We start from the raw sequence: 12,511 nt of genomic DNA, 5'->3' as shown, positions 1-12,511 counted from the left end.
GCGCTCCACAGGATCATCCGCATCCACGTCGAAGGACGCCATGACCGAAGCCACAACGACCGGATCGACGGAACTCCGGCCGACACCGGTGCGATTCTTTTCCTGGCCATAACATCACCAAAAGGGGAGATTGCTATTACCCGTGGAATCCGACGTTGGGGATCCTGGTATCCCCTGTACCCCACGCGTGAGATATCGCGTGTCGTCGGAAACGAGGAACTTTGCGAATAACCAGGATCGTCCCCGCCCTCTTGGCCGCATTGCTCATGGTGCTCACCCTCGACGCCACCGCCACCGCCTCCCCCGCTCCGGTCGAGGTTTCCAACGAGAACCCGTCGGCCGAAGGTCCCCGGCCGATCATCGGTGGCGGATACGCACAGAACGCCCCATGGGCGGCCCGCCTGTTCTCCGCCGGCAGGCAGACCTGTACCTCGACCATCATCGCCCCCACCTGGATCCTGACCGCCAAACACTGCGTCAGCGGTGGGCAGTTGACGTTCCGGATCGGCAGCCTCGACCAGAGTTCCGGCGGCACCGTGGCCAACGGCGCCCAGACCTACACCAATCCGTCGGCGGACCTGGCTCTGGTACGCCTGGACCGCTCCGTCTCGGCGACCTACTCCCGGCTGGGCCAGCCCGGATCGGTGACGGTGGGTCAGAGCGTCCAGGTCTACGGCTGGGGCGCGACGTCCCGGTGCGGCCAGGAGATCAACTGCCAGTCGCAGTTCCTGAAAGTCGCCAACGTGACCGTCACCGGCGGTTGCCGCGACGCGTACAACGGCTCGGCGATCTGCGCCGGTTACGGCAACGGCATCACCGCGGGCGGCGATTCGGGTGGTCCGATGAACGCGAACGGCATTCAGGTCGGCGTCGCCTCCACCAGCGACCGACAGAGCACCACCGCGTACACGAACGTGACCGCGTACCGCACATGGATCCAGTCCGTCGCGGGCGTCTGACCGAATAGCCGTCGCCCCGAGCCCGAACCCGCCTCCCCCGACTGACCCGAAGCCACGCTCTGACGGGGCCTCAGTCGCCGTGGGCGACGGGTTCGGGATCGGCGTCGAGCGCGTCGAGCACCGCGTCGCCGTGCGCCCTGGCCCACTCGGTCAGCATGTGGATCGGATCGATCAGCGTCGCCCCGAGCGGGGTCAACTCGTACTCGACCCGCGGCGGCACCTCGGCATGGGCGTGGCGTCGAACGAGCCCGTGTGCCTGGAGCCGTCGGAGCGTCTGGGTGAGCACCTTGCGGGAGATCCCACCGATCAGCCCGACCAACTCCCCATGACGCACCGGGCCCCTGCTCAGGCCGTAGAGCACGACCACCGTCCACTTGTCGGCGATCAACTCGACCGCCAGCCGCCCCGGACAGTCGGCGAGGAAGGGATCGCCGGCACCGAATCCGCTCATGGCCCCCAAGGTACCTGCCGGTACCCATCAAAAACCTAGCCTGGATCTCTCCCCCTTCCTCACATCAGGAGAGCCATGCGAGTCGTCACCCAACACACCCTCGGCGGCCCCGAGGTCCTCACCGTCGTGGACGCACCCGAACCCCGCCCGCTGCCGACCGAGGTCCTGGTCCGCGTCAAGGCCATCGGCCTGAACCCGCTGGAGGCGCGCCTGCGTGCGGGCGAGTTCCCGCTGCTCGGCCGGCCACCGTTCGTCCTGGGCTGGGACATCAGCGGGGTGGTCGAGGAGGGCCCGCTGACGTGGCGGTTCCGGCCCGGCGACGAGGTGTTCGGGATGCCCCTGTTCCCGCGCGCGGCGAACGCGTACGCCGAGGTGGTCGCCGCCCCGGCCCTGCACCTGGCCCACAAGCCGCCGTCGCTCTCGCACATCGAGGCGGCGGCACTGCCGATCGCCGGACTCACGGCCTGGCAGGGCCTCGTCGACCTCGCCGCCGTGACCGAGGGCCACCGCGTCCTGATCCACGGCGGAGGCGGCGGAGTCGGCCACATCGCGATCCAGATCGCAAAAGCACGCGGCGCACACGTGATCACCACCGCCGGCCCGAACAAGCGGAACTTCGTCGAGGCGCTGGGCGCCGACGAGGTAATCGACTACACCACCGTCGACTTCACCAAGGCCGCCCGCGACATCGACGTCGTTCTCGACACGATCGGCGGCGACACCGCCGAACGCTCCCTCGCCGTACTCCACCCGGGCGGCCGGCTCGTAACAGCGGTCGCCGAGGACGACCAACGCCTGATCGCCGCCTACGAAGCAGCCGGCATGCACTTCAGCGGCATCGCCGTCGACCCCGACCCCATCGCCCTACGCGGTCTCGTCGACCTGGTCAACCAGGGCAGACTCCAAGTCCACATCCAAAAGACCTTCCCCTTCGAACACATCACCGAAGCCCACCAACACCTGGACACCGGCCACCTCCAAGGCAAACTCGTCCTCACCCTCTGACGAAACCAGCCACCCGGGGCCGTGCCAAAAGCCGAACGCTCCGCGCCCCGAGGTCGGATCAAAACCCAATGCCCGAGCCCGACCCAACCGGGCCGCCGCACCCTCTCGGTGCCGGCGGCCCGGTTCCGGTCCAGCGCCGGGCTGCGACGTATACGACCACGCGCTACGGGCCGACCTTTCCGACCGATCGTGAACCGCACCGTCGCCGCGCCCGCGGCGCTTCACCCGGCCATTCCGTGCACCACCGCGGCAGGCCGTACATGCGTGAGCGATGAGTTTGGCCGGCGGATCGGGTCTGCCCTGGTACAACCCGCATCACGCTGACCACGCACCTCTCCTACGACATCTCCGGGTGAACCGATGACCACTGTGCATGCCAACGAAATCGCCATGGGCGTCGAGTCGTTCGGGGACGACGACGCACCGCTCGTCCTGCTTGCGGGCGGGACCACGATGCTGTCCTGGCCCGACGCGCTGTGCGAGCGCCTCGCCGCCGGCGGGCGCCGCGTGGTGCGCTACGACCTGCGCGACAGCGGGGAGTCGACGACGAAGGACCCGGAAGCGCCCGCCTACACGCTGCGCGACCTCGCCGCCGACGCGGCGGCCCTCGTCGACGCGCTCGGCGGCGGGCCCGCGCACCTCGGCGGGATCGGCGTCGGCGGGATGGTCGCCCAGGTAGCCGTACTCGACCATCCGGGCGCGTTCTCGGCGCTCACCCTGGTCGGCACCCGCGCGGTCGCCCCCGGCCCGGCCGACGACGACCTCCCCGAGCACGACCAGGCGACGATGGGCCGCCTGTTCGCACGAGCGATGCCCGATTGGGCCGACCGCGAGGCGGTCGCAAAATTCGCCGCCGCCGGCGCGGAGATCCTCGGCAACGACCCCGTCGCCGCGCGCACGATCGCCGCACGCATCTGGGACCGCACACCCGACACCACGCCCCCGGTCCAGATGGCCAACCAGATGGGCATGGTGTTCTCCAGGCTCGACTGCGCACCCCGCTGGCGCGAACGCCTGCCCGACATCGAGATCCCCACGCTCGTCGTCCACGGTCGCCGCGACCCGTTCTTCCCCCTCGCCAACGGCGAGGCAATCGCACACGAAATCCCCGAAGCACAACTGCTCATCCTCGACGCCGCCACCACGATCCCCAACACGGCGATCGCCAAGGTCACCGAGGCAATGCTCACGCTCGCATAGGTGGTCGTGCTCGCCGGCTGTACCGCCTCGCGCGTTATTCGGCCAGGGTCGGGGCGGCGTGGGACCAGTGGTGTTCGTCGAGTTCGTGGGCTATGAAGCGGGCGAGGTCGGTGCGGGTCACCTTTCGACCGCCCTTGGGGTTGCTCGCGTCGACGACGCGGTAGTTGCCGGTGGGGGGTTCGTCCTGCAACCGCGCGGGGCGGACGAAGGTCCAGTCGAGGGTGCTTCCGCGGACGATCGTTTCCATCAACCGCATGTCGTCGTACAACTCCCGTACCAGGGGAGTGACGAGATTGCGGTACCACCAGGGGAAGTTGGGGTCACGGTGGTGCACTCCCCCCGACGTGACCGCGATCAACCGGGGTACGCCCGCGCCTTCCATCGCGGACACCAGCGCCCGCGCCGCGTCGGAGTAGAGCCCGTGTGCGTGCCGCCCCGGCGGGCCGATCGCGGAGACCACGACGTCGTGGCCCTCGACGGCGGAGCGTACGTCGGCGGCGTCGCGCACATCGGCCCGCACGACGTTCGACTTCCCCGTACCGGGCAAGGACGAGTCCTCCGGGGCCGGGGGCTGCCACCGGGCCGGGTCGCGCACCGCAGCGGTGACGTCGTGGCCCTGTCGCAGGGCTTCGCGGACGACGAGGTGTCCGGTACGGCCGTTGGCTCCGAAGACGATGACGTTGCTCATGACGATGTCCTCACGTGGTCAATGGGTCGAGGGGGCTGAAGGGCCGAAGGGGTCGAAGCGGGTCGCTCGTCGCGTGTACGCGGCAGCAGGAACACCAGGCCCGCGCCGACCAGACAGGTCGCCGTGACCACCAGCGCACCGATGACCAGACCGTGCGCTCCCGCCTCCGGAGCGCCGGCGTCGTGCGCGGCGAAGTACACCGTGCCCAACACGGCCACACCCAGGGCCGTGGAGAGTTGTTGGAGTGCGTTGAGCGTGCCCGACGCGCTGCCCGTCTCGGCGGGTTCGGCCGCCGCCAGGATCGACCGGACCAGCGTGCCGGACACCAGGCCCACCCCCAGGCCCACGACCAGGGTCGGTATCGACAGCGCCCAGACCGCGGACCCCGACCCGGCCACCGCCGCCAGGCCGAGCGTGCCGAGCGCCTCGACCCCGAGCCCCAGATGCAGGAGCGAGCGGCCGAGCCGGGCGGACACCGCCGGGGCGAAGAGCGAGGCGAGCCCGATACCCACCGCGAGCGGCGACAGGTGGAGCGCGGTGCCCCACGCGGACCGACCGAGATCGAGCTGGAAGTGCAGGGACAGGACGAGCAGCAGTCCGCCGAGGCCGGTGAAGAACGCCGCGGTGACCGCAAGGCCCCCGACGAACGCGGGTTTGCACAGCAGGCTCGGCACCAGGACCGGCGAGCGGCTGGTGCGTTGACGTCGGCCGAAGGCGGCGAAGGCCGCGATGCCGGCGGCGATCTCCGCGAACGTCCACCACGGCCAACCCGCCTCCCGCCCCTGGATCAGCGGGTGCACGACGAGCGCGGACCCCATCGCGACCAGGAGCGCGCCCGGCGGGTCGATCCGCACGAGCGGGTCCCCAGGGTCGGCCGGCATCCACCGCAGCGCCCCGACCACGGCGAGCGCGCCGAGCGGAAGGTTGATCAGGAAGATCAGCCGCCAGTCGAGTCCGGCCGGGTCGAGCGCGATGAGGCCGCCCGCGAGGACGGGGCCGCCGACGCCGGCAAGCGCCATCACCGGCCCGAACGTCGCGAACGCGCGGCCGCGTTCGCGTTCGTCGAACACCGAGGTCAGGACACCGAAGCCCTGCGGGATCATCAGCGCGCCGAGCGCACCCTGCACCACCCGAGCCGCCACCAGCACGGTCGGCGAAGGCGCCGCCGCGCACACCGCGGAGGCCGCGGTGAACCCGGCGGCGCCCAGGACGAACAACCGCCGCCGACCCCACCGATCACCCAGCCGCCCGCCGACGATCAGCAGGACGCCGAAGGCGAGCGTGTACCCGGCGGTGAGCCACTGCATCATCGCCGCACCACCACCCAGCCCGGCGCGCACCGACGGGGCGGCCACGTTCATCACGGTCGCGTCCAGCAGATCCAGCGCCTGGGCGAGCAGCACCACCGCCAGGATCCGCCACCGACGCGGATGGGCGCGCGGCGGCGCCGTACGAACGGCCGACGTCGACGCCGAAGCCGAAGCCGACGTCGAAGCGGGAACGGTCACAGGTCTCCCTCTCACGCTTAACAAACACTGTTCGTCAAGCAGAGTGCCCTTAACGAACAACATTCGTCAAGGTAGGCTCAGCCCATGCCGCAAGCCCGCTCCCGCTCCCGCCCCTCGAAATCCATGCTCGGCCTGGACGCCGTGCTGGCCGCGACCATCGCGCTGGTCGACGAGCTGGGCTGCGAAGCGGTGAGCCTGCGGCGCGTCGCCCAGGCCCTGGAGACCGGCCCCGCCTCGCTCTACGTGTACGTCCGCGATCGGCAGGAGTTGATGGCGCTCGTCCTCGACCACGCGGTGGCCGACGTGGTCGTGCCCGACGAGGGCGCCGGGGACTGGCGTACCCGCCTCGAACTGCTCGTCGCACGCATCGTCGCGGCCCTGGCCGGCCACAACGACATCGCCTCCGTCGGCCTGCGGGACGCCCTCCCCGGCCCGCACGGCCTGCGCCTGACCGAGGAGATGGCGCGCCTGCTCCGGGCGGGCGGACTCGACGACGACGCCTGCTCCTGGGCCATCGACCTGCTCGGCCAGTACGTCTACTCGACCGCCCTGGAGAACACCGGCGCCGGCGCCGACCCGCCCACGCCCGAGACGTTCACCGCCCGACTCGACGCGACCTTCCGGACGTTGCCCGCCGACCGATACCCCACCCTGCGATCCCTGACCCCGAGCCTCACCGGCGGCAACCAGGACGCCAGGGCCGCCTGGAAACTCCGCGTGATCATCGACGGCCTCCTCGCCCAGCCCCCGCACGCATCGCTCGACCGAGAGACGCACGTCACACCCGCTCCTGTCACAAGCCGCCAAGGCCCCTTGTCTTAGAGGGGCAACAGCGGACAACAACAAGGAGCGCACCATGAACGCCCGTCTGAACTTCATGACCAGCCCCGTCGCGGCCAAGGCCATGAAGCACCTCATCGCGGCCGGCAAAGCGCTCGCGGACTCGACGGTGCCGGCCGCGACGCGGGAACTGGTGATGCTCCGCGCCAGTCAGATCAACGGCTGCGCGGGATGCATCGACATGCACACCAAGGACGCCGCCCACGCCGGGGAAAGCTCGGTACGGCTGAACCTGGTCGTGGCCTGGCGGGAGGCCACCGTGTTCACCGATGCCGAGCGCGCCGCCCTGGAACTGGCCGAACAGGGCACCCGCATCGCCGACGCGGCGGGCGGCGTCCCGGACGAGGTCTGGGCGAACGCCGCCAAGTACTACGACGAGGACCAACTCGCCGACCTGGTCGCCCAGATCGCCGTCATCAACGCCTTCAACCGCGGCAATGTCATGGTCGGGACGCCCGCCGGCGACTACCGGCCCGGGCAACTCGGGTGACCTGAGACCTTCCGCGTCCTGCGCACACCCCGCACCAGGGGAGGCGAGCACCCGAGCCGCCTCCCCTGGCCACCTTCAGGCCCGCCCGTTGCCGATCGGTACTCAGGTCCGGGGTCGGGCGGCAAGTCCGAACTCACGTACTCGGTGATGGAGTTCGTGTGCGGTGCGCGGTCGATGGTCTGGCTCGACGCCCTCGGTCGGAGCTCACGCCGATCTCGACGGGATACGCGTCCCAGGGGATCGTGAGTACGATCTTGCCGCGGATGTGCCCTCGGGCGGCGCGTTCGTGCGCCGCCCGGGCGTCCGCGAGGGGGAACGTGCTGTCGATCGCGACGCGGACCGCGCCCGCGTCGAGCAGGCGTCCCAGTTCGGCGAGTTGCGCGCCGTTCGAGCGGACCTGGGTTGCCGTGACCGTGACGCCCAATTCGGCGATTTCGGCTTCGTCGAACTCGCCGAAGAACACCGGGAATTGGGACCCGCCGCGCTTGAGCGTGCGCAGGAAGCGGCTGCTGTGGGGGCCGCCGACGGTGTCCAGGACGAGGTCGACGTCGTGTACGAGATCCTCGGGTCGGCTCTTGGTGTAGTCGATGAACTCGTCGGCGCCGAGCCCGCGCAGGAACGACTCGTGCGCGCCCGATGCCACCGCGACGACGCGTGCGCCCTTCCACTTCGCCAGCTGTAGCGCGAAGTGCCCCACGCCGCCCGCGGCGCCGTTGACGAGCACCGTCACGTCGGCGCCGAGCGGTACCGGGCGATGCCTCGCCGCCTGGAACGGCGACGGGTGATCGTGTCCGAGCTCGATCAGGAACTGCCACGCGGTGAGTCCGGCCATGGGTACCGCGGCGGCGTGCACGTGGTCGATGCCGGCCGGCTTGAGTGCGAGGTCCGACGCGGGCGCGACCGCGTACTCGGCGTAGGTGTGGCCGTCGAAGCCGGGGAAGCGCAGGAGGCCGAAGACCTCGTCGCCGACGGAGAGGCCGTCCACGTCGGCGGCGACGGCCTCGACGACGCCGGACAGGTCCGTGCCCGGAATCACGGGCAGGTCGAACGTCGGCCTCGTCTCCGGGGGCAGGTTGGACATGCCGTCGCGCAGGTACCAGTCGGGCGGATTGATGCCGGCCGCCCGCACCCGAACGAGCACCTCGCCCGGCGCCGGCTCGGGAATCGGCACCTCCTCGTACCGCAGTACCTCGGGGCCGCCGTGCGCGTGGAGCCGGATCGCCTTCATCGTGCGTGTCGGCATCGTTTTCTCCTGTCCAGGTCGCGGGATACGCTTATTCGGATCAGCGATCCGCATATGTGGATCACTGATCCGAATATATGGATCACTGAACCGGATAGTCAAGAGGGACGAACACGTATGCGGGCCGATGCCAGGAAGAACCGCGACCACCTGCTCGCAGTAGCGGGCGCCGCCATCACCGAACAGGGCATCGACGTGTCGATGCGCGACATCGCGCGCAGGGCCGACGTCGGACTCGCCACGCTGCTGCGGCACTTCCCGACGCGCGAGGCGCTGCTGGAGGCCCTGCTCCGCACGAACTTCGACGAACTCACCGCACAGGCGGCCGCACTCGCCGAGACGTCGAACCCGCCCGACGAAGCCCTCGTCTCGTGGGTACGCGACTGCGTCGCGTGGACCACCGAGTATCGGGGCGTGACCGTACTGATGGCAGCCGCCATCGCGGACACCGAATCCGCGCTCCACGCCTCGTGCGTCACCCTGCGCGCGGCCGGCGCGCGGCTCCTGACCCGCGCCCAGGCGGCGGGCACGGCGCGCGGCGACCTCGACGGCGACGACCTGTTCGCGCTGATGGCCATGCTCGCCTGGCTCGGCGACCAACCCGCACTCGCACCACGCGCCGATCACCTCTTCGACGTCATCGCAGGCGCAATCCTGAGCGCCACGAGCAACCACAACGCCGAAACGCGCTGACGTTCCCTCGCCGCACGCCACTCGGGAGCCGACGCCTCGAAGCCCGGCGTGGGCCGCGGCATCCGGGGGCTCGGTGAATACGTAATGTGCGGGGGTTGAACCAGGCGCCCGTATAACCAATGAGCACTACATTCCCGGTAGTCGCGATCCGACGTCGCCCCGGCTCGGGGTGATGTTCGCTCCGTTACGGCCCGGCCGAAGGTGTGGTGGCGTCGTCGCGGAGGAGGGCGGCTCCCACCGCACACGCGGTACCACCGGCGCCCCTCGGACGGCTCACCACCACATTCGGCGGAGCCGGAATAGGCGCGGTCGCCGCGTGCCGGGGAGTGGGCGGAAGCGTCATGACGGTTCCGCTCCTGCGGCGCAGGGGCCTCCCCATGGCCGATGCTGCCGCGATGGCGAACCCACTGAGCCTTCCCGTCGCCATGGTCGCAAGCATCGTGTACGCGTCCCCGACCGCATCCACTCCATCGCCTACATCGCCCTACTCGTCATCGTTCTCCTCGCGATGATCACGACCGGAACGTGAACCGAACACGCATCCGGCGCCGGCGTCATCCCGCGCTCGGGATCCGGTGGGTCTCGACGTAGTTCGCCGGGAAGGCGATGGGGTCTCGGTGCCACTGGGCGAGGGTGCGGTGGGCGAAAGTCTCGCCCGTCGCGGCGACCGCTTCGAGTGGCTCCAGGTACGACAGTGTCTCGGCACGTTCGAGGCCGGCTTCGACACGGGCGCGCAGCCCCGTCCTGCTCAGACGGAGCAGTTCGGCCGCCGTTTCGCGCACGGGGCGGCCGGCCAGGGTCGCCTGCATGCCGCGCCGGGCGATGTCGTCGAGGGCCACGAGGTGCTGCTCGGCGGTGATGTCGCGCAGCAACTCCCATACGGCCGCGCGCGTGGGCGCGTGGTAGGTCAATCCGCTCCAGAACGCGGGTACCGCGGCGAGGTCCGCGTAGGGGAGCCCGTCCACCGCGCGCAGTTCCAGGGTGTCGCGCAGCCGCACGTCCGGGAAGATCTGCGACAGATGGTCGCGCCAGTCCCGCAGTCCCGGCCGGGTGCCGTCCTCGAAGCCCTCGGCCAGCAGGGTGCGGAACGGCACGGGGGGCACGCGCTTGCGGCTTCCGTCCGGCATGCCCCGGTGCATCATCGGCAGGCCCAGGGCCCAGTCGATGAAGAGGTCGACGGTGAAGTCCTCCCGCAGCGTCACGGGAACGACGCGGGTGCGAATCGGGTCGGCACGACTCCAGAAGCGCATCCGGCGCGACAACAGTCCGCTCGGCTTTCCGGCGTCCATCGGCGCGTTGACGAACAGCGCGGCCGCCGGCGTGGAGGCCGCGGCCTGGACCCGGAGTTTGTCCGCGAGATCGTCGGGCGAGGTGAAGTCGAACGACACCTGCGTCGACACGATCATGGACATGATCCGCGGACCCCACTCCCCTTCCCGCCCCAGGCTCGCGAAGTGGTCGCGCATCAGCGACGTACGCGAGTGCGGCATCCACCGCACGTCCTCGAAGGCCGTACACGGGTACTGCGCGCCCGGCACGAGAGCGAAACCGAATCGGTCCGCGACGGCGGCGAGCCGTTCCAGGGTCGTGCGCACGACCCTCATCAGGTCCGCGACACACGCCGCGGGAGCCGACGAATACTCCACGGCCCCGCCGTGCTCCAGGGAGACCTGGCCACCGTCGGGCAGCCGGACACCGACGAGCGTGCCGTAGTCGTGGACGGCTTCGTTGCCGGGCTCGGCCGCGAGCCGGGCGAGGTAGGCCCCGATTCCGGTCTCGCCCTCGTACGGAATCGCCTCCGCCGTACGCGGGTTCAGCGCGGCCGACTCGATCTCGATGCCGACCAGCTCGTCCTGTTTGTCCTGCTCGAACACGCTGCGCAGTTCGGCCGGTGAAAGCACGTGTGCCGCGGATGCGATGGACATGGAACACACCTTGGATTCAATGGAGCACGACGAAGCGTCGCGCGTTGGGTCAAAAGCCGACCACCGCGGAAGCGGCCGACCGTCGCGACGCGGCTGACAGCCTTCCACAACGCGGGGCGCCGGCGGCCGGGCATACGCGGACATACACCCGACCGCAGTACCCGGCCACCCGGTTCGTACGGCGACCGCCGACCACCGGCCGCGTCATCCGGTGCGGTCGAAACGCTCCCGTATCTCCGGTACCAATCCTGTCCGGTCCCAGGTGAAGTCCTGGTCGGGACGGCCGTAGTGGCCGTAGGTGGCGGTCGGCCGGAACCGTGCCGTGCGCAGTTCCAGGCGTTCGATCACCGCCTCCACCCGCAGGTCCACGAGGGCCGGCAGCGCCTCGGCCACCTCCGCCGCGTCCACGACGCCGGTGCCGGCGAAATCCACGTTCACCCATACGGGTGTGGGATGCCCGATGGCGTACCCGAGCCCGACCCGGCAGCGCCGGGCCAGTCCCGCCGCGACCAGGTTGGTCGCCAGGTATCTGGCCACATAGGCGCCCGAACGGTCGACCTTGGTGGCGTCCTTGCCCGAACAGCAGCCACCGCCGTGTCGCACCAGACCGCCGTAGGAGTCCACCATGAGTTTGCGCCCTGTGAGCCCGGCGTCGGCGGACGGACCGCCCACCACGAACGTGCCCGCCGGGTTCACGTAGACCCGGTCGGGACGCACACCACGGTCCCGCAGCGCGGGCACGACGAGCTTTTCGGTCACCGTCTCGGTCAGATCGGCCGACGAGAGCGCCTGCGGGTGTTGCGCCGAGACCACGACCACGGCTCGGCGCGTCTCCTCCCCGACGGTCGCCGGTTCGCCGGACAACTGGACCTGGACCTTGCCGTCCGGTCCCAGGAGCCGGGCGCCGTCGTCGTCGCGAGTGCCGGCGACCCGGCGGGCGATGTCGTGCGCGAGAACACAGCCCAGGGGCATGTGTTCGGGTGTCTCGTCGGTCGCGTAGCCGTAGACGATGCCCGAATCGCCCGCCCCACCCAGGTCGACGCGGTGGGCGATCTCGGGTGACTGGCGGTCCAGCAACAGCTGTATCCCACTGGTGTTCGCACTCAGGCCGTGCCGCGCCGGCTCGTGGTAGCCGACGTCCGCCAGCACGCCGCGGACCACGGCCTCGACGTCCACATCGGCGGTGGAGGTGATCTGTCCGGTGACCACCACGACGCCCCGGGTGACCAGTACTTCGCAGTTGACGCGGGCGCGGGGATCCGCGGCGACGTACGCGTCCAGCACGCTGTCCGACACCTGGTCGGCGACCTTGTCCGGGTGGCCGGGGCATACCGATTCGGCGATCTGCTCCGCCGCCGGTTCGGAGGGTGACAGGGACACGGGTTCTCCTTCACAGAGGGCTGTTCGGGACGGCTGTGCCGAAAGCGCTGTTCGCAGGGAGCTGTTCCGAGAGGGCTGTGCCGAAGGCGCTGTTCGCAGGGAACGATTCCAAGAGGGCCGAGCACAAAA

The 12,511-nt window shown here is 70.3% G+C and carries 13 protein-coding genes; 7 read left to right on the top strand and 6 right to left on the bottom strand.

Annotated elements, in window-relative coordinates; genetic code table 11:
- Window positions 1–221 precede the first annotated feature (221 nt).
- A complete protein-coding gene (locus ACWGR4_RS31315; RefSeq protein WP_452132674.1) occupies window positions 222–959 on the top strand; it encodes a S1 family peptidase in 738 nt (245 codons plus the stop codon).
- Between the two features lie 70 nt (window positions 960–1,029).
- On the opposite strand, the gene ACWGR4_RS31310 is transcribed toward ACWGR4_RS31315, so the two are convergent.
- Window positions 1,030–1,410, bottom strand: a complete 381-nt coding sequence (locus ACWGR4_RS31310; RefSeq protein ID WP_380006271.1) for a winged helix-turn-helix transcriptional regulator — start codon at window positions 1,408–1,410, stop codon at window positions 1,030–1,032.
- A 75-nt stretch (window positions 1,411–1,485) separates the two neighbouring features.
- Between ACWGR4_RS31310 and ACWGR4_RS31305 the strand changes: the two genes are divergently transcribed.
- Window positions 1,486–2,415 carry an NADP-dependent oxidoreductase gene (locus ACWGR4_RS31305; RefSeq protein WP_452132675.1) on the top strand — a complete coding sequence of 310 codons (930 nt, stop codon included), beginning with the start codon at window positions 1,486–1,488 and terminating at the stop codon, window positions 2,413–2,415.
- Window positions 2,416–2,775: 360 nt separating this feature from the next.
- On the top strand, window positions 2,776–3,615 hold the full coding sequence (locus ACWGR4_RS31300) for an alpha/beta fold hydrolase (RefSeq protein WP_452131318.1): 840 nt from the start codon (window positions 2,776–2,778) through the stop codon (window positions 3,613–3,615).
- Between the two features lie 34 nt (window positions 3,616–3,649).
- On the opposite strand, the gene ACWGR4_RS31295 is transcribed toward ACWGR4_RS31300, so the two are convergent.
- Both ACWGR4_RS31295 and ACWGR4_RS31290 read right to left on the bottom strand, forming a co-directional pair.
- Complete coding sequence (locus ACWGR4_RS31295) at window positions 3,650–4,303, bottom strand: NAD(P)-dependent oxidoreductase (RefSeq protein WP_452131317.1); 654 nt, start codon at window positions 4,301–4,303, stop codon at window positions 3,650–3,652.
- Window positions 4,300–5,811, bottom strand: a complete 1,512-nt coding sequence (locus ACWGR4_RS31290) for an MFS transporter (protein WP_452131316.1) — start codon at window positions 5,809–5,811, stop codon at window positions 4,300–4,302. The genes ACWGR4_RS31295 and ACWGR4_RS31290 overlap by 4 nt, the downstream gene beginning before the upstream one ends.
- A gap of 84 nt (window positions 5,812–5,895) precedes the next feature.
- Here ACWGR4_RS31290 and ACWGR4_RS31285 point away from each other — a divergent pair, with 84 nt between their 5' ends.
- Both ACWGR4_RS31285 and ACWGR4_RS31280 read left to right on the top strand, forming a co-directional pair.
- Window positions 5,896–6,633 (top strand): TetR/AcrR family transcriptional regulator C-terminal domain-containing protein, encoded by a 738-nt coding sequence (locus ACWGR4_RS31285; protein WP_380006257.1) that lies wholly within the window; start codon window positions 5,896–5,898, stop codon window positions 6,631–6,633.
- Between the two features lie 34 nt (window positions 6,634–6,667).
- Window positions 6,668–7,141 carry a carboxymuconolactone decarboxylase family protein gene (locus ACWGR4_RS31280; protein WP_380006255.1) on the top strand — a complete coding sequence of 158 codons (474 nt, stop codon included), beginning with the start codon at window positions 6,668–6,670 and terminating at the stop codon, window positions 7,139–7,141.
- A gap of 133 nt (window positions 7,142–7,274) precedes the next feature.
- Here ACWGR4_RS31280 and ACWGR4_RS31275 read toward each other — a convergent pair whose 3' ends face one another.
- Window positions 7,275–8,384 carry an NADP-dependent oxidoreductase gene (locus tag ACWGR4_RS31275; protein WP_452131315.1) on the bottom strand — a complete coding sequence of 370 codons (1,110 nt, stop codon included), beginning with the start codon at window positions 8,382–8,384 and terminating at the stop codon, window positions 7,275–7,277.
- Between the two features lie 117 nt (window positions 8,385–8,501).
- Here ACWGR4_RS31275 and ACWGR4_RS31270 point away from each other — a divergent pair, with 117 nt between their 5' ends.
- On the top strand, window positions 8,502–9,077 hold the full coding sequence (locus ACWGR4_RS31270) for a TetR/AcrR family transcriptional regulator (protein ID WP_452131314.1): 576 nt from the start codon (window positions 8,502–8,504) through the stop codon (window positions 9,075–9,077).
- A 203-nt stretch (window positions 9,078–9,280) separates the two neighbouring features.
- Entirely contained in the window at window positions 9,281–9,589 is a 309-nt protein-coding gene (locus tag ACWGR4_RS31265) for a TSUP family transporter (protein WP_452131313.1), read from the top strand.
- Between the two features lie 42 nt (window positions 9,590–9,631).
- On the opposite strand, the gene ACWGR4_RS31260 is transcribed toward ACWGR4_RS31265, so the two are convergent.
- Entirely contained in the window at window positions 9,632–11,002 is a 1,371-nt protein-coding gene (locus ACWGR4_RS31260) for a glutamate-cysteine ligase family protein (RefSeq protein ID WP_380006239.1), read from the bottom strand.
- Window positions 11,003–11,206: 204 nt separating this feature from the next.
- Entirely contained in the window at window positions 11,207–12,382 is a 1,176-nt protein-coding gene (gene metK, locus ACWGR4_RS31255) for a methionine adenosyltransferase (RefSeq protein ID WP_452131312.1), read from the bottom strand.
- Between the last annotated feature and the right edge of the window lie 129 nt (window positions 12,383–12,511).

The sequence above is a fragment of the Embleya sp. NPDC055664 genome (genome assembly GCF_053618075.1).
This window is presented reverse-complemented; position numbering and strand designations above follow the sequence as displayed.